This window comes from Streptomyces sp. NBC_00193, assembly GCF_026342735.1.
Classification (GTDB): Bacteria; Actinomycetota; Actinomycetes; order Streptomycetales; family Streptomycetaceae; genus Streptomyces; species Streptomyces stoeckheimensis.
Genome location: NZ_JAPEMM010000001.1, coordinates 973,450 through 990,767 on the forward strand (window position 1 = coordinate 973,450; position 17,318 = coordinate 990,767).

Below are 17,318 nucleotides of genomic sequence, written 5' to 3' on the forward strand. Positions count from 1 at the left end.
CTCTGCCTCGCGCCAACCCGTTCGCACCTAGACCCGCACCGTGACCACCGCCAGTCCCGCACCCCCCAGCACCACGACCAGCTCTCCGTCCACGAGCTCGGCGGCCAACGCCGTCACGGGTCCCGGCGCACGCAGGGGAACGCCCAACGCCTGTCCCGTAGACATGTCCCAGACCCGCGCCGTGGCGTCCTCACCTCCGGAGACCGCCACCGCCCGGCCATCGGGCAGCACCACCGCCGCCACCGACCACACCGGGCCCGTATGCCCGGTCAGCGGTCCGCCCAGCGGCTCACCGGTCGCCAGGTCCCAGACCCGCACCGTGGCATCGTCACCCCCGGAGACCGCCAGCGCCCGGCCGTCGGGCAGCACCACGGCCGCCACCGACCGCACCCAGTCGGTGTGGCCGGTCAGCGGTTCACCGACCGGCTCGCCGGCAACCACGTCCCAGACCCGCACCGTGGCATCGTCACTGCCGGAGACCGCCAGCGCCCGGCCGTCGGGCAGTGCCACGGCCGCCACCGACCCCACCCGACCCGTATGACCGGCCAAGGGCGCACCCACCAGCTCGCCCCTGAGCACGTCCCACACCCGCACCAGGGCATCGTCGCTCCCGACGACGGCCAGCACAGGGCGACCGGGCAGCACCACCGCGGCCACCACGCCGTCCGTCCTCCCGTAGCTGCGCGGAAGCCGGCCCAAGAGAAGGAAGTCGTCCAGGTCCCACACCCCCACGCTCGCCCTGTTGTTGCTGGTCGAGATCGCGAGCGCACGGCCATCGGGCAGCGCCACCGCCGCCACGTCCCGCACCCAGTCGGTGTGATCGGTCAGCGGTTCACCCACCGGCTCACCGCCGCCCAAGTCCCACACCCGCAACGCGGCATCGTCACCTCCGGAGAGGGCCAGCGCCCGGCCGTCGGGGCGCACCACCACCGCCACCGACCGCACTCGGCCCCTGTGGCCGCGAAAGGGCTGGTCGACCGTGTGCCCGGCGGCCAGGTCCCACATCCGCACCGTCTGGTCACGGCTGCCGGAGACGGCCAGTGCCCGGCCGTCGGGCAGCACCACCGCCGCCACCGACCACACCATTCCGCTGTGCCCGGACAGCGGCTCACCGACCGGTCTTCCGGCAGCCACGTCCCAGACCCGCAGCGTGTGATCCTCACTGCCGGAGACCGCCAGTGCCCGGCCGTCGGGCAGGACCACCGCCGCCACTCCTCGGACACCGTCGTCCACCCGCGTAAGGAGCGCACGCCGTGGGCCGCCGGTGGACAGCTCGGCCACCGGCCGGCCGGTGGTCAGATCCCACACCTCCACCCGGTTGTACTGGCCACCCGTCACCGCCAGCGCGCGACCGTCGGGCAGCAGTACCGCGGCCACCGCCGACACCGTCGGCGGATAGCGGTCGTTCAGGGGTTCGCAGACGGGTCGGCCGGTAACCAGATCCCAGACCCCCAGCGTCCCTGCTCGACCACCGGAGCCCACGAGCGCACGGCCATCGGGCAGCACCACCGCCGCCATGGCCGCGACCCCGTGGCTACGACCCGTCAGCGGTTCACCGACCGGCTCGCCCGTGGTCAGATCCCAGACGCGCACCGTGCCGTCGTCGCCACCGGAGACCGCCAGCGCCCCGCCGTCGGGCAGCACCACCGCCGCCACCGACCACACCCGGCCCGCATGACCCCTCAGCGGTTCACCGACCGGCCGGCCGGTGGCCAGGTCCCACACCCGCACGGTGCCGTCATCACCCCCGGAGACGGCCAGGGGACGGCCGTCCGGCAGCACCACCGCGGCCGCCCCCTGCACCCGGCGGGTGTGGCCGGTCAGCGGTTCGCCGACCGGCTGGCCGGTGGCCAGGTCCCAGATCCGTACCGTGGCGTCGTCACCGCCGGAGACGGCCAGCGCGCGGCCGTCGGGCAGCACCACCGCGGCCACGGCCAGCACCGCCATGTCGTGTCTGCCGAGGATCTCGCCCCGGCCCAGGTCCCAGGCCGCCCAGCGCCCGGTCCACCCGGCCTCGGCGACCGGACCGCCCGACAGGCCGGAACACACCGCGTACAGGCTCAACGTCGCGGCATTGCCCGGCGCACCGTCCCAGTCCCACGCGTGCGCGGCGTGCCGCCACACGTCCAGCAGCTCCCGCCCGGGCCCACTGCCTTCCGGCGCCCCGGACGCCGCCGGGCGCGGGACCGCCCGCAGCCGGCCGGCATCGACGTGGGGAAGGAACTCCCACGAGAGGAACCGCTCGTCGAGCACCCCGCCCGCCGCCGCGTGCTCCACGGCGTGCCGGCGTACGTACGGAGGCGGAGCGGAGCCGGCGGCGGGCGGGCCGCCCGGCCGGGTGAAGCGGGACAGCTCGCGCGCGATCCTGGCCTCCACCGCCCGGACCTCCGCCCGGGTCTGTGCCCCGGTCTGCGCCCGCGCACGACCGCCGGACACGGCGCCGGCGCCATCGCCGTCGTCAGCCGTACTCACATCCGCCCCCAGGCAGTGGCCCTCGCGTGCACGCCACCTTAGGGGCCGCGCCCCACCGCCATCCGGGACTTGGGCCAATCGGCTCCGCTCACCGGGCGGTTACCCCGCCCTCACCCGGCGGAATCCGAACCGGACCCGTCCACCGGCCCCTTCGCCATCGCCGCCACCGCCCGCCGCATTCCCTCCGTCAGTTCCGCCGGGGTCGCGGCCGACGCGGGGTCGAAGAGCCACTGGAGCATGAACCCGTTCAGCAGGGCCTGGTAGAAGGCGCCGGTGGTGCGCAGGTCGTCCTCCGTCAGGTCCTCCTCGGGCACGCCGGTGAACATGGAGATGAGCCCCTTGCGCCCCTCCCCCTGCGAGGCGGCGAGCATCGTGCGCAGTTCCGGCAGCCGACCGGGCGTCAGCGCGATCTCCATGCTGGCCGCCCAGATCGGGCCGGACTCCTCGCGCCCGGCGTGCACCCCGTCCCATACCGAGCGGAAGCGCTCCAGCGAGCCGCCCTCACCCTCCACCCCGGTCGTGAACTGGTCACCCCACTCCTGGATGACGGCGATGAACGCCTCCGTCATGAGGGCGTCCTTGGAGCCGTAGTGGTAGCCGATCGAGGCCAGGTTCGCACCCGAGGCCTTGACGATGTCGCGGGCGGTCGTGCCCACGAAACCCTTCTCGACCAGGCACTTCTTGGCGCCTTCCAGCAAGTCTTCGCGATGTCCCATGCCTTCACGGTAGCCAAGACACCCGTCCAAGACAAACGTTTCATACAGCCGTACTAGACACGCGTTTATGACGCTTGTACATTTCTGCTCATGACGAACCCCGCAGCACGCCTCGCCGGTCGCCGCGAATGGACCGCACTCACCGTTCTCCTGCTCCCCCTGCTCCTCGTCTCGATGGACGTCTCCGTCCTCTACTTCGCCATCCCGGCCATCACCCGGGAGCTGGACCCCAGCGCCACCCAGCAGCTCTGGATCTTCGACAGCTACGCCTTCGCCCTCTCGGGCCTGCTCATCACGATGGGCTCGCTCGGCGACCGGATCGGCCGCCGCAAGCTGCTGCTGACCGGCGCGGCCGCCTTCGGACTCGCCTCCGTCGCCGCCGCCTACGCCTCCAGCGCCGAGATGCTCATCGCTGCCCGGGTGCTCCTCGGAATCGGCGGCGCGACCCTGATGCCGTCCACGCTGGCCCTGGTACGCAACCTCTTCCAGGACGACAGGCAGCGCGGCAAGGCCATCGCGATCTGGTCCGGCGCCATGACCGCCGGCATCGCCCTCGGCTCGGTCATGAGCGGGGTGATGCTGAACCACTTCTGGTGGGGCTCCGTCTTCCTGATCAACGTGCCCGCGATGCTGCTCCTGCTGGTCCTGGTCCCCGTGCTGGTCCCCGAGTTCAAGGACCCGGCGCCCGGCCGCTTCGACCTGCTGAGCGTGCCGCTGTCTATGGCCGCCGTGCTGCCGGTGGTCTACGGGCTCAAGGAGATCGCCGCCGAGGGCTTCACCCCGCTGTACGCCGGCTGCCTCGCCGCCGGCCTGGCCTTCGGCTGGCTCTTCGTGCGCCGCCAGCGCACCCGTGACGACGCGATGGTCTCCCGGGCACTCTTCCGGGAGCGCGGCTTCGGCGCCGGCATCGGCCTGAACACCATCGCCGCCTTCGCCATGATGGGCTCGGCCTACTTCACCACCCAGTACCTGCAGTCGGTGCTCGGCATGGGCACCCTGGAAGCCGCCCTCTGGAGCCTCGCCCCCTCGGTCTTCATCGGCGCCGCCGCCCCCGCCAGTGCGGCCCTGGCCCAGAAGACCGACAGGGCCTACGTCATCTCGGGCGGCTTCGTCCTCGCCGCCGCCGGGTTCGCCCTGATCAGCCTGGTGGACACCGACTCGCTGTGGCTGCTGCTGACCGGAGCCGGGGTCCTCGCCTGCGGGATCGTCACCGTGATGTCCCTGGTCTCCGACATGGCCCTCGGCTCCGCCCCTGCCGAGAAGGCCGGCTCGGCCGCCTCCCTGCTGGAGACCGGCCAGGAGTTCGGCGGCGCCCTCGGAATGGCCCTCCTGGGCAGCCTGGGCACGGCCGTCTACCGCTCCGACCTGGCCGGCTCCGAGCCCGCCGTGCGGGAGACCCTCGGCGGGGCCGTGGCCACCGCCCAGGAGCTCGGCGGCGCGGCCGGAGGGCAGGTCCTGACGGCGGCCCGGGAGGCCTTCGTGCACGGGATGCAGTACGCGGCCTGGGGCGGTACGGTCCTCCTGCTCGCGGCGGCGGTGCTCGCCGCGGCCCTGCTCCGGGGCCGCGGAGCCCAGGCCCAGGACCCGGCGAAGCCGGCCGCGGCCGTCGAAGCGCTCACGCACTGAGCGACGTAGCGGGGCAGGACACACGAAAGGGCCCGGGGATTTCCCCGGGCCCTTCGCGTCGGTCTGCTGCCTGAACGTCAGCCGAGGCTGACCGTACGGGCCGAGACGGCGCCGATCTCGGTGGCGATGTCCGCGAGGACGTTCACCGGGGCCTCGGCGTCGACGGTGAGGACCGCGAGGGCCTCGCCGCCCTCTTCGGCGCGGGCGACCTGCATGCCCGCGATGTTGAGGCCGGCCTCACCGAGGATGCGGCCGACGGCGCCGACCACGCCCGGGCGGTCGGCGTAACGCAGGACGATCATGTGGTCGGCGAGCGCCAGGTCCACGTCGTAGTCGCCGATGCCGACGATCTTCTGCAGGTGCTTCGGGCCCACGAGCGTGCCGGAGACCGAGACCTCCTGGCCGTCCGACAGGGTGCCGCGGACGGTCACCACGTTGCGGTGGTCCGGGGACTCCGAGGAGGTGGTCAGACGGACCTCGACCCCGCGCTCCTGTGCGAAGAGGGGGGCGTTGACGTAGGAGACCGTCTCGTCGACGACGTCCTCGAAGACACCCTTGAGCGCGGAGAGTTCGAGCACCTTCACGTCGTGCTGGGTGATCTCGCCGCAGACCTCGACGTCGAGGCGGACCGCGACCTCGCCCGCGAGGGCGGTGAAGATGCGGCCGAGCTTCTCGGCGAGCGGCAGGCCGGGACGGACGTCCTCGGCGATGACGCCGCCCTGGACGTTGACCGCGTCGGGCACGAGCTCGCCGGCGAGCGCGAGGCGCACCGACTTGGCGACCGAGACACCGGCCTTCTCCTGGGCCTCGTCCGTGGACGCGCCGAGGTGCGGGGTGCAGACGACCTGGTCGAGCTCGAACAGCGGGGAGTCCGTGCAGGGCTCCTTCGCGTACACGTCGAGGCCGGCGCCGGCGACGCGGCCTTCCTTGATGGCCGAGTACAGCGCTGCCTCGTCCACGATCCCGCCGCGGGCGGCGTTGACGATGCGGACGGACGGCTTGACCTTGTGCAGGGCCTCGTCCCCGATGAGACCGAGGGTCTCGGGGGTCTTGGGCAGGTGCACGGTGATGAAGTCGGCGACCTCGAGCAGCTCGTCGAGCGTCAGCATCTTGACGCCCATCTGGGCGGCGCGCGCGGGCTGCACGTAGGGGTCGTACGCGACGATCTTCATGCCGAAGGCCGACATGCGCTGGGCGACCAGGACGCCGATGCGGCCGAGGCCGACGACACCGAGGGTCTTCTCGCTGAGCTCGACACCCGTGTACTTGTTCCGCTTCCACTCGCCGTTCTTCAGGGCGGTGTTGGCCTGCGGAATGTTGCGGGCCGTCGCGACGAGCAGGCCACAGGCCAGCTCGGCGGCGGTGACGATGTTGGAGGTCGGAGCGTTCACGACCATCACGCCGGCCTTGGTGGCGGACGAGACGTCGACGTTGTCGAGACCGACGCCCGCACGGGCGACGACCTTCAGCTTCTTGGCTGCGGCGATGGCCTCGGCGTCGACCTTGGTCGCGGAGCGGACCAGGATCGCGTCGACGTCCACGATCGCGGGGAGCAGCTCCGCGCGGTCGGCACCGTTGCAGTGCCGGATCTCGAAGTCCGGGCCGAGCGCCTCGACAGTGGCGGGCGACAGCTCTTCGGCAATGAGTACGACAGGTTTCGAGCTCACGTGGGTCCTCACAAGTCCAGTGCGGACGGCCGTCCCGACGGCCGCAGGCGGTGGAGGGGGGTAGCCGCGTGGAAGACGCACGACACTGTGGGCCTGACGCGTTGTGTTGAGCAGTGTAGTGGCGGATCCGGAAGGGAATTCCGCCTGTACGGAAGGATCACCCGCACGAGATTGGCCGGGGTGGACAAGCGGTCCTCCAGAAGGCCCCTCGTACGGGTGTCCGGCCGATGTGCCGCAGGGCCGGGACGCACCGTCCCGGCCCCGCGACGCAGCGGATCAGCTCTCGTCGTTGTCGACCCAGCTCATCAGCTTGCGGAGCTTCTTGCCGGTGGTCTCGAGCAGGTGCGCCTCGTCGGCGCTCTTGTACTCGTTGTACTTCGGCAGACCGGCCTTGTACTCGGCCATCCAGGTGTTGGCGAACTCGCCGCTCTGGATCTCCGCGAGGACCTTCTTCATCTCGGCCTTGGTGGCGTCGGTGATGATGCGGGGACCGGTGATGTAGTCGCCCCACTCGGCGGTCTCGGAGACCGACCAGCGCATCTTCTCCAGGCCGCCCTCGTACATGAGGTCGACGATGAGCTTCAGCTCGTGCAGGCACTCGAAGTACGCGATCTCGGGCTGGTAACCGGCCTCGGTCAGCGTCTCGAAACCGGCCTTCACCAGCGCGGAGGCGCCACCGCAGAGAACGGCCTGCTCACCGAACAGGTCGGTCTCGGTCTCCTCGGTGAACGTGGTCTTGATGACGCCGGCGCGCGTGCCGCCGATGCCGGCCGCGTACGACAGCGCGAGCTGGAAGGCGGAACCGGTGAAGTCCTGCTCCACGGCGGCGATGCAGGGCACGCCGCGGCCTTCCTCGTACTGACGGCGAACCAGGTGACCCGGGCCCTTCGGGGCGACCAGGGCGACGTCCACGTTGGTGGGGGGCTTGATGAAGCCGTACCGGACGTTGAAGCCGTGGCCGAAGAAGAGCGCGTCGCCCTCTTCCAGGTGGGACTCGATGGACGCGGCGTAGATCTCGGCCTGGAGCGGGTCCGGGGTCAGGATCATGATGACGTTCGCCCAGGCCGCGGCCTCGGCGACGGGCAGGACCTTCAGGCCCTGCTCCTCGGCCTTGGCCTTGGACTTCGAGCCCTCGTGCAGGCCGACGACGACGTCGACGCCGGAGTCACGGAGCGACAGCGCGTGGGCGTGGCCCTGGCTGCCGTAACCGATGACCGCGACCTTGCGGCCCTGGATGATGGACAGGTCGGCGTCGTTCTCGTAGAACAGCTCGGCCACTGGGATATCTCCTTGGTGCGCTGGTGTTGCTCCCACCGTACGGCGGGGAACGGAATACGTGGATCTCGGTCTCGCCATACGAGCGAGCGAGAAGCGGACGGGCGGGCCACGACCGGGCCGGTGTCACCGGCCCGGTCGGGCTCAGGCGCTGCGGTCGAGCGCGCGCAGGCTGCGGTCCGTGATGGACCGTCCGCCGCGCCCTATGGCGATCGTGCCGGACTGGACGAGCTCCTTGATGCCGAAGGGCTCCAGCATCTTGAGCATCGCGCCCAGCTTGTCGGTGCCGCCGGTGGCCTCGATGGTGACGGCCTCCGGGGAGACGTCGACGGTCTTGGCGCGGAACAGCTGGACGATCTCGACGATCTGCGAGCGCGTTTCGTTGTCGGCGCGGACCTTCACCAGAACGAGTTCGCGCTCGATGGCGTTGGTGTGCTCCAGCTCGACGATCTTGAGCACGTTGACCAGCTTGTTGAGCTGCTTGGTCACCTGCTCCAGCGGGAGGTCCTCGACGTTCACGACGATGGTGATGCGCGAGATGTCGGGGTGCTCGGTGACACCGACCGCGAGGGAGTCGATGTTGAACCCGCGTCGGGAGAACAGCGCGGCGATCCGGGCGAGGATGCCGGGCGTGTTCTCGACCAGGACGGAGAGCGTGTGCTTGGACATGTGAGTCGTTCTCTCTCTCAGGCTCTCTCGGCTCAGTCGTCTTCGTTGTCGCCGAAGTCGGGGCGGACGCCCCGGGCGGCCATGACCTCGTCGTTCGAGGTGCCGGCGGCGACCATCGGCCACACCATGGCGTCCTCGTGGACGATGAAGTCGACGACGACCGGGCGGTCGTTGATCGCGTTGGCCTCGGCGATGACCTTGTCCAGGTCGGCCGGGTCCTCGCAGCGCAGCGCCACGCAGCCCATGGCCTCGGACAGCTTGACGAAGTCCGGGACGCGGGTGCCCATGCGGGGGGCGGCCGACTCGCCGAGCTGGGAGCCGACGGCCGTGTCGGTGCCCGTCTCGCCCGCGTGCAGGACGGTGTTGGAGTACCGCTGGTTGTAGAACAGGGTCTGCCACTGGCGGACCATGCCCAGCGCACCGTTGTTGATGATCGCGACCTTGATCGGGATGTTGTTCAGGGCGCAGGTGGCCAGTTCCTGATTGGTCATCTGGAAGCAGCCGTCGCCGTCGATCGCCCAGACGGTGCGCTCCGGCATGCCGACCTTGGCGCCCATCGCGGCGGGGACCGCGTAGCCCATGGTTCCGGCGCCGCCGGAGTTCAGCCAGGTGCGGGGCTCCTCGTAGTTCACGAAGTGCGAGGCCCACATCTGGTGCTGGCCGACGCCGGCCGCGTAGATGGTGCCCTGCGGTGCCAGCTGGCCGATCCGCTCGATGACCTGCTGGGGGGAGAGCGTGCCGTCCTCGGGCAGGTCGTAGCCCAGCGGGTAGGTGTCGCGCCAGCGGTTGAGGTCCGTCCACCAGGCGGTGTAGTCGCCGGCGTTGCCCTCGTTGGCCTCGGCCTGGACGGCCTGGATCAGGTCGGCGATGACCTCGCGGGCGTCACCGACGATCGGGACGTCCACGGCACGGTTCTTGCCGATCTCGGCCGGGTCGATGTCCGCGTGGATGACCTTGGCGAAGGGGGCGAAGCTGTCCAGCTTGCCGGTGACGCGGTCGTCGAAGCGGGTGCCGAGGGCGATCAGCAGGTCCGACTTCTGCAGCGCGGTCACCGCAGTGACGGCACCGTGCATGCCGGGCATGCCGACGTTCTGCGGGTGGCTGTCCGGGATGGAGCCCAGGGCCATCAGGGTGGTGACGACCGGGACGCCGGTGAGCTCGGCGAGGACCTTCAGCTCGGCCGTCGCGCCGGCCTTCATGACGCCGCCGCCGACGTAGAGGACCGGCCGCTTGGCGGCGGCGATCATCTTGGCGGCCTCGCGGATCTGCTTGGCGTGCGGCTTGGTCACCGGCCGGTAGCCGGGGAGGTCCTGGGCGGGCGGCCACGAGAACGTGGTCTTCGCCTGCAGGGCGTCCTTGGCGATGTCGACCAGGACCGGGCCGGGGCGGCCGGTGGAGGCGATGTGGAAGGCCTCGGCGATGGTCCGGGCGATGTCCTCGGCCCTGGTGACCAGGAAGTTGTGCTTGGTGATCGGCATCGTGATGCCGACGATGTCCGCTTCCTGGAAGGCGTCGGTGCCGATCGCCTTCGAGGAGACCTGGCCGGTGATCGCGACGAGCGGCACGGAGTCCATGTGCGCGTCGGCGATCGGCGTCACCAGGTTCGTGGCCCCCGGACCGGAGGTGGCCATACAGACGCCGACCTTTCCGGTGGCCTGCGCGTAGCCGGTCGCGGCGTGGCCGGCGCCCTGCTCGTGGCGGACCAGGATGTGGCGGACCTTCTTGGAGTCCATCAGCGGGTCGTACGCGGGGAGGATGCAGCCCCCAGGAATGCCGAAGACGGTGTCGCACCCCACCTCTTCGAGAGAGCGGATGAGGGACTGCGCACCCGTGACGTGCTCAACTGCGGCGGTCTGGTGTCCGCCGGTACGGGCCCGCGGCTGCGGATGGTGGGCCCCGGTGGCCTGCTCGGTCATCGGCATTCTCTTCTCGAAGCTGAGGGTTTTACGAGGAGGGTTTAACGAGATTCGACGTTGCCAGTGCAACAAAAAACCCCTCGTGCCGGGAGGCAAGCGAGGGGAGCGCGTCGGGTGCGTTGAGCGGGGACATGCTGGTCCCAGCTTCAGCCGACGCGCTTTCCAAGTACGAGAATTCGGGTGCGCATGGCATTGACCCTCCCTCCGGCGGGAGGGTGATGTCAAGCGGGTGGGACGGGCGTCTCATTATGTGAGCCTCTGTGGATGACCATCGAGCCCCCTGGGGAACCACCGGCCAACGCGGGTTGGGCCGCGCCGCCCGGTACTGGGAACGTACCGCGCACGAGCGCTCGCCGCAGCCTGTACTCGTCGAGAGGTCCGGAGAAGGCCATTCCCTGACCGTGGGTACAGCCCATCGCGCGCAGTGCCATGACCTGCTCGGGGAGGTCCACCCCCTCCGCCACCGACTGCATGCCGAGGTCGTTTGCGATCCGCAACAGACCTGCGGTGATCTTGTGGAGCCGGGGGGATTCCACGACCCCCTCGACCAGGCCCCGGTCGAGCTTGAGCATGTCCACGGGGAGCCTGCGCAGCGCGCTGATGGCCGCGTAACCGCTGCCGAAGCCGTCCAGGGCGATCAGGACCCCGAGCCGGCGCAGCGCCGCCAGACGGCGCTCCAGGTCGTCGAAGGGCACCCTGGGGTCGGAGACGGCGAGCTCCAGGACGAGCGCGCCCGACGGCAGCCCGTTGCGGGTCAGCAGGGCCTCCACGGAGCCCAGCGGCATCGACCGGTCGAGCAGCCGCTGCGCGGTCATCCGTACGGCCACGGGGACGTCGTGCCCGGCCCGGTGCCGCTCGGCGGCCTGCCCGACGGCCTCCTCCAGCAGCCAGCGCCCCAGCTCGGCGGTGCGCGAGGCGTCCGGTACGGCCGTCCGGGGGGTGGAGCCGCCCTCGCCGGCCCCTCCCTCGCCGGCCCCTCCCTCGCTGTACGTGGCGACCCGCAGGAACTCGGCGGGGGTGAACAGGATCCCCTGGGCGGAACGCCACCGGGCCTGCGCCACCACGGCCGAGATCTCCCCCGAGGCCAGGGAGACCACGGGCTGGTGCAGCAGGGCGAACTCCCCGTCGTGCAACGCGGTGCGCAGGCGGCCCGCCAGCTCCGCCTTGCGGACCACTTCGGCCTGCATCTGGGGTGCGTACATCTCGACCCGGTCCTTGCCGCCCGCCTTGGCCCGGTACATCGCGAGATCCGCGTTGCGCATCAGGTCCGAAGGGGTGATGCCGGGATCCGCGAAGGCCACGCCGATGCTGGCGGCGACCCGGACCTCGCTCCCGGCGATCCGGTAGGGCTGGGAGAGGGTGGTGCGCAGCCGGTCGGCGATCTCGTGGACCTGGTACTCGCGGGCGCTGCGGTCGCGGCTGCCGTCGCCCAGGATCAGGGCGGCGAACTCGTCGCCGCCGAGGCGGGCCGCGGTGTCCCCGGCCCGGACCGAGTCCTGGAGCCTGCGGGCGGCCTCGATGAGCAGTTCGTCGCCGGCCTGGTGGCCGATGGTGTCGTTGACCGCCTTGAAGCCGTCGAGGTCGATGAAGAGCACGGCGGTGCTGTGGTCCCCGGCCCGCCGCCCGGTGAGGGCCTGGCGGACCCGGCGGGTGAACAGGGCCCGGTTGGGGAGGTCGGTGAGCGGGTCGTGCTCGGCGCTGTGCTGGAGCTGCGCCTGGAGCCGGACCCGCTCGGTGACGTCGCGGCTGTTCAGGATGAGGCCGCCCTGATGGCGGTTGACGGTGGACTCCACATTGAGCCACTCGCCGCCGCCCGATCTGAACCGGCACTCGATGCGGGTGGTCGGCTCCTCGGCGGGCGGCGCGGCCAGGAAGCGGCGCACCTCGTGGACGACCCGGCCCAGGTCCTCGGGGTGGATCAGGGTGGCCAGCTCGGTGCCGACCAGCTCCTCCGCCTCGCGGCCGTAGACCCCGGCGGCGGCGGGGCTGACGTAGCGCAGGGTCCCGGTGGGGGCGGCGATCATGATGACGTCACTGGAGCCCTGGACCAGGGAGCGGAAGTGGTTCTCCTTCTGGGCCAGTTCCTGGGTCAGTGCGATGTTGTCGAGCAGCATGATGCCCTGGCGGATCACCAGGGCGAGCACGACCGTGCAGCCGGTGAAGACGACGACCCGGTCGACCTTCCGGCCGTCGACCACGTTGTACAGGATGCCGAGCGTGCAGACGGCCGCCGCGAGGTACGGGGTGAGGGCGGGCAGGGAGCCCGTGATCGGGCGGCTGTGCGGCCGCTCGGCGCGCGCGTGCGCGACGGGGTCGGGGCCGGGGTGCAGACGGCGGGCGCCCCAGGGGGCGTACGCGAGGAGGAGCGAGCCGGCGAACCAGCCGGCGTCGAGGAGCTGGCCCGACTGGTACTCGGCGCTGAGCAGCGGCGAGGTGAACAGCGCGTCGCTCAGCACGGTCAGGGCGAGGGCCGCGATGGCGGTGTTCACGGCGGAGCGGTTGGTCTCGGAGCGGCGGAAGTGCAGCACCAGCACCATCGAGACGAGCGCGATGTCCAGGAGCGGGTAGGCCAGCGAGAGGGCCGCGCGCGGGACGCTGCCGGGGGCTCCGGACTGGGCGGTGCGCGCGGCGTGCGCGAGGGCCAGGCTCCAGGAGAGGGTGAGCAGGGAGCCGCCGATGAGCCAGGAGTCGAGGCCGAGGCAGACCCAGCCGGCTCGGGTGACCGGGCGCTTCGCGAGGACGAGCAGGCCCACGATGGCGGGCGGCGCGAAGCAGAGGAAGGCGAAGTCGGCGAGGGAGGGCTTCGGCACGGCCTCGCCGAGGACCACCTCGTACCAGCCCCAGACGGCGTTGCCACAGCAGCCCATGAGCGAGGAGAACGCGAACAGCAGCCAGGCCGGGCGCTCCCGGCTGTCAATGGCCCGGGCGTACGTGAAGCAGGAGACGGCGGCCAGCAGGCCGGCGGCGCTGAGCCCGAAGTCGCCCATGATCTCGGCGAGTTCCTCGGAGCCCCAGCCGAGCGCGGCGCCCACGGCGTACCCGCTGCTGACCACCGCGAGGAGGAGCTGCATCGCCAGCCCCTTCGAGCCACAGCCGCCGCCACCGCTGCCGCTGCCGGCGAGGGGCCGGCGGGTCAGCAGCGCCGCCCCCGGGGTGCTCACCGGTCCCCCTCGCTGGCTGGTTCCGGCGCGGTCCAGTCCCGGCACCGTCGCCTCCGGCGGCTTCGCCGCATCGGATCCTTCGTCCATTGGCCGTGCATCGCCCGTCGCCCCCCAAAGTGTCCGATCACTCCCCAGCGCCAGACGTTCGTGGCGCAGCCCCTTGTTCCGGACGATACACCACTTTCGTCACTCAGGGACATAGTTTCTCTACGCTCCGTCACCAACAGGGGAGTTGTGCCCACCGAGCGCATCCGGACGAACGCGGAGCGTGCGCGCCGCGCGTCATTCCGTGATCAACACCGTGTTCTCCACGGGCTCTCCGGCGGCGAACCGGCGGAGCTGACGGGCCACCAGACGCTTGGCCCGCGGCTCGAACGCGGAGCTGCTGCCGCCCACATGGGGCGTGATCAGGACACCCGGAGCATGCCAGAGCGGATGGCCTGAAGGCAGCGGTTCCGGATCGGTGACGTCCAGCGCGGCGCGCAGCCGGCCCGACTCCACCTCCACCAGAAGGGACTTGGTGTCGACGACGGGTCCGCGGGCCACGTTCACGAGCAGCGCGCCGTCCTTCATGCGGCCGAGGAACGCGGCGCCGGCGAGCCCCCTCGTCTCCTCGGTGAGCGGTGTGGAAAGGATCACCACGTCGGCCGCGGGCAGGAGTTGGGGCAGGTCGGCCAGGGCGTGCACCGGCCCGCGCGCCGTGGTGCGCGCCGTCCGTGCGACCCGGACGATCCGCTCGCACTCGAAGGGCGCGAGCCGGTCCTCGATGGCCGCGCCGACCGCTCCGTAGCCGATGATCAGTACGGACTTGTCCGCGAGGGCCTCGTAGAACCCGAAGCGCCACTCCTCCCGGTCCTGGCCGCGCACCATGCCGGGGATCCCGCGCAGGGAGGCCAGGACCAGGGTGAGGGCGAGCTCGGCGGTGCTCGCGTCGTGGACCCCCTTCGCGTTGCACAGCCGGACGCCGGGGGCCAGGTCGCCGAGGCCGCCCAGGACGTGGTCGACCCCGGCGGTCAGGGTCTGGACGACCCGCAGGCGGGGCATCTCCGGCAGCGGGCGCAGGGTGACGGCCGGGGACTTCATGTACGGGGTGACGTAGAAGACGCAGGCCGCCGGATCGGCGGGGAAGGCCTCCTCACCGTCCCAGTGGCGGTAGCGAAAGGAATCGGGCAGCCCCTCGATCTCCTCGGCGGGGAACGGGAGCCATACGTCGAGGGTCTCGGACATCTCTGCAGTCATGATCAGGAGGCTATGCCAGGGGATCCGGATCGAGCCGTTAGTTTGTGTGCCGGAAACGGGAGGCCCACCGAGGCCTGGGGAGGACCAGGGGGGACACCGGGTGGAGCGCAGGTCGATCGGGGCGGGGGCGCTGACGGTGGGTGCCATCGGCCTCGGCTGCATGCCGATGAGCGGGGCGTACGCGCCTTCGCGCAGGCGGCGCGAGGACTCGCTGGACACCCTGCACACGGCCCTCGACCTGGGGGCGAACCTGCTCGACACCGCCGATCTGTACGGCCCCTACACCAACGAGCTGCTGCTCGGCCGGGTGCTGCGCGAGCGCCGCTCCGACGCCTTCGTGTCCGCGAAGGCGGGACTGCGGGCCGACGGGGTGCACGTGGTGGCCGACGGGCGCCCGGGGTACCTGCGGCGGGCCTGCGACGCCTCGCTGCGGCGGCTGCGCACCGACGTCATAGACCTCTACCAGCTGCACCGGGTGGACCCGGACGTGCCGGTCGAGGAGTCCTGGGGCGCGATGGCGGAGCTGGTGGGCGCGGGGAAGGTGCGGGCGCTGGGCTTCTGCGCGCTGGGGGCGGGCGCCGGGCCGGGTGCGGGGCCGCGCGGGGACCGGGCCTACGAGGCGACCGTGCGGCACCTGGAGCGGGCACAGCAGGTGTTCCCGGTGAGCGCGGTGCAGGCGGAGCTGTCGGTGTGGTCGCCGCAGGCGGCGTGGCGGCTGCTGCCGTGGTGCGCGGCGCGGGGGGTGGGGTTCCTGGCGGCGATGCCGCTGGGGAGCGGGTTCCTGACCGGGACCCTGGTCCCGGGCGAGGGGTTCGAGCCCGAGGACGTACGGGCCAGGCATCCGCGGTTCACGGCGTACGCGATGGCGGCGAACCAGGTGCTCGTGGCGGGGCTGCGCCGGGTCGCCCGGCGGCACGGGGCGGAGGTCACGGCGGCGCAGGTGGCGCTGGCGTGGGTGCTGGCGCAGGGTCCGCAGGTGGTTCCGGTGCCGGGAACCGGGCAGGCGCACCGGGCGGCGGAGAACGCGCGGGCCGCGGAGGTGCGGCTGACCGCCGAGGACCTGGTGGAGCTGTCGGAGCTGCCGGTGCCGATGGGCGCCTGAACCACTCGATCGAGTGTACGAGTGGCGGAACTTGGGGCATGGTCTGCGCTGTTGGGTCGTGTGAGGGCACGATCGGAGGACCGGAGGGGAGTACGGCAATGCGATACGGACACGACCGGGGACAGGCGCCGGGGCAGGGGCTAGAGCCGGTGCAGGGGCCGGGGCAGGCCCAGGGACCCGACCAGGACCGGGTGCGGAGCCGGGCGGGGGTGCCGGTGCGTTCCCACGGCGGCCCGCGCGCCCGGGCCCGTGGGGTGCTGGCGGCATTCGCCCTGGCCGGATGCGGGGCGCTGCTGGCGGCGGGGTGCTCGCCGCCGGCGGGCACCGGAGCCCGGCCGAGCGATGCGCCACCGGGCACGGCGGCAGGCTCCTCGCCGCCGGGCGCCTCGGGCGCACCCTCCGCCTCTGCCTCCGCCTCGGCGGCGGCCTCCGCCCCGCCCGCCAAGGGCCGGGTGACGGTGACCGGCGTGGCCGCCCAGGGCCTGGAGTCCCCGTGGGGCGTGGCTCCGCTGCCCGACGGGAACCTGCTGGTCGCCTCGCGGGACAAGGGCACGATCAGCCGGGTCGACGTGGGCACGGGGGCGGTGACCCCGGTCGGCAAGGTGCCCGGGGTGGCCCCGGGCGGCGAGGGCGGGCTGCTGGGCCTGGCCCTGTCCCCTTCCTTCGCCTCGGACCGCATGGTGTACGCCTACTTCACCACCGAGTCCGACAACCGCATCGCCCGGCTGCGCTATGACGAGAAGAGACCGGCGGGCGATCAACTGGGCGCGCCCGACACGGTGTTCAGGGGCATCCCCAAGGGGCTCATCCACAACGGCGGGCGGATCGCCTTCGGCCCGGACAAGATGCTCTACGCCGGGACGGGCGAGACCGGGCAGACCGGGCTGGCCCAGGACAAGACCTCGCTGGGCGGGAAGATCCTGCGGATGACCCCGGACGGCGATCCGGTGCACGGCAATCCGGAGGCCGACTCGGTCGTCTACTCGTACGGGCACCGCAATGTGCAGGGTCTCGCCTGGGACAAGGACAAACGGCTGTGGGCGGCCGAGTTCGGCCAGAACACCTGGGACGAGCTGAATCTGATCGAGCCCGGCGCGAACTACGGCTGGCCCGAGGCCGAGGGCAAGGCCGGCAAGCCGGGGATGCGCGATCCGGTGGCCGTGTGGAAGACGGACGAGGCCTCGCCGAGCGGGATCGCCTGGGCGCAGGGTTCCGTCTGGATGGCCGGGCTGAAGGGGCAGCGGCTCTGGCGGATCCCGCTGGCCGGGGCGGTCCCGGCGGCGGAGCCCGAGCCGTTCCTGTCGGGCGAGTACGGCCGGCTGCGCACCGTGGTGGCCCTCGGTGGGGACAAGGTGCTGCTGGTCACGAGCGAGACGGACGGGCGCGGGTCGCCGGAAACCGGCGACGACAGGATCCTGACACTGACGGTGGAATGACCGGCGGGCCCCGGCGGGGGAACGAAAGGCACGGTGGAC

The 17,318-nt window shown here is 71.8% G+C and carries 11 protein-coding genes; 3 read left to right on the forward strand and 8 right to left on the reverse strand.

All coding sequences use genetic code 11. The annotated features are described in order from the left end of the window. Positions 1-27: 27 nt before the first annotated feature. Together OG898_RS03960 and OG898_RS03965 are read right to left on the reverse strand one after the other, a co-directional pair. Complete coding sequence (locus OG898_RS03960; RefSeq protein WP_266954995.1) at positions 28-2,472, reverse strand: WD40 repeat domain-containing protein; 2,445 nt, start codon at positions 2,470-2,472, stop codon at positions 28-30. Positions 2,473-2,582: 110 nt separating this feature from the next. Next, the gene (locus OG898_RS03965) at positions 2,583-3,188 is read right to left on the reverse strand and encodes a TetR/AcrR family transcriptional regulator (protein WP_266954997.1); all 606 of its coding nucleotides are present in this window, start codon (positions 3,186-3,188) and stop codon (positions 2,583-2,585) included. 90 nt (positions 3,189-3,278) lie between these two features. Between OG898_RS03965 and OG898_RS03970 the strand changes: the two genes are divergently transcribed. After that, positions 3,279-4,814: an MFS transporter gene (locus OG898_RS03970; protein WP_266954999.1), complete on the forward strand. Its 1,536-nt coding sequence runs from the start codon at positions 3,279-3,281 to the stop codon at positions 4,812-4,814. Between the two features lie 77 nt (positions 4,815-4,891). Here OG898_RS03970 and serA read toward each other — a convergent pair whose 3' ends face one another. From serA to OG898_RS04000, 6 genes are all read right to left on the reverse strand, one after another. Further along, positions 4,892-6,481: a phosphoglycerate dehydrogenase gene (gene serA / locus OG898_RS03975; protein WP_250742459.1), complete on the reverse strand. Its 1,590-nt coding sequence runs from the start codon at positions 6,479-6,481 to the stop codon at positions 4,892-4,894. Between the two features lie 276 nt (positions 6,482-6,757). After that, positions 6,758-7,759 carry a ketol-acid reductoisomerase gene (gene ilvC / locus OG898_RS03980; RefSeq protein WP_243337812.1) on the reverse strand — a complete coding sequence of 334 codons (1,002 nt, stop codon included), beginning with the start codon at positions 7,757-7,759 and terminating at the stop codon, positions 6,758-6,760. A gap of 141 nt (positions 7,760-7,900) precedes the next feature. Further along, the gene (gene ilvN / locus OG898_RS03985; RefSeq protein ID WP_243337813.1) at positions 7,901-8,425 is read right to left on the reverse strand and encodes an acetolactate synthase small subunit; all 525 of its coding nucleotides are present in this window, start codon (positions 8,423-8,425) and stop codon (positions 7,901-7,903) included. A 32-nt stretch (positions 8,426-8,457) separates the two neighbouring features. Further along, complete coding sequence (locus OG898_RS03990; RefSeq protein ID WP_266955002.1) at positions 8,458-10,347, reverse strand: acetolactate synthase large subunit; 1,890 nt, start codon at positions 10,345-10,347, stop codon at positions 8,458-8,460. A gap of 215 nt (positions 10,348-10,562) precedes the next feature. Then, positions 10,563-13,412, reverse strand: a complete 2,850-nt coding sequence (locus OG898_RS03995) for a bifunctional diguanylate cyclase/phosphodiesterase (protein WP_266960065.1) — start codon at positions 13,410-13,412, stop codon at positions 10,563-10,565. Positions 13,413-13,784: 372 nt separating this feature from the next. Beyond that, positions 13,785-14,741 (reverse strand): 2-hydroxyacid dehydrogenase, encoded by a 957-nt coding sequence (locus OG898_RS04000; protein ID WP_250742461.1) that lies wholly within the window; start codon positions 14,739-14,741, stop codon positions 13,785-13,787. 100 nt (positions 14,742-14,841) lie between these two features. Here OG898_RS04000 and OG898_RS04005 point away from each other — a divergent pair, with 100 nt between their 5' ends. Next, positions 14,842-15,843: an aldo/keto reductase gene (locus OG898_RS04005; protein WP_250742462.1), complete on the forward strand. Its 1,002-nt coding sequence runs from the start codon at positions 14,842-14,844 to the stop codon at positions 15,841-15,843. Positions 15,844-16,052: 209 nt separating this feature from the next. Then, positions 16,053-17,279, forward strand: a complete 1,227-nt coding sequence (locus OG898_RS04010) for a sorbosone dehydrogenase family protein (RefSeq protein WP_266955005.1) — start codon at positions 16,053-16,055, stop codon at positions 17,277-17,279. The last annotated feature ends 39 nt before the right edge of the window (positions 17,280-17,318 follow it).

Excerpts from the sequence above, each read along its gene's own strand:
- OG898_RS04000 (WP_250742461.1), bottom strand. The coding sequence starts at position 14,741 with ATGACTGCAGAGATGTCCGAGACCCTCGACGTATGGCTCCCGTTCCCC.
- OG898_RS03970 (WP_266954999.1), top strand. The coding sequence starts at position 3,279 with ATGACGAACCCCGCAGCACGCCTCGCCGGTCGCCGCGAATGGACCGCA.
- OG898_RS03995 (WP_266960065.1), bottom strand. The coding sequence starts at position 13,412 with ATGCAGCTCCTCCTCGCGGTGGTCAGCAGCGGGTACGCCGTGGGCGCC.
- OG898_RS03990 (WP_266955002.1), bottom strand. The coding sequence starts at position 10,347 with ATGCCGATGACCGAGCAGGCCACCGGGGCCCACCATCCGCAGCCGCGG.
- OG898_RS03965 (WP_266954997.1), bottom strand. The coding sequence starts at position 3,188 with ATGGGACATCGCGAAGACTTGCTGGAAGGCGCCAAGAAGTGCCTGGTC.
- ilvN (WP_243337813.1), bottom strand. The coding sequence starts at position 8,425 with ATGTCCAAGCACACGCTCTCCGTCCTGGTCGAGAACACGCCCGGCATC.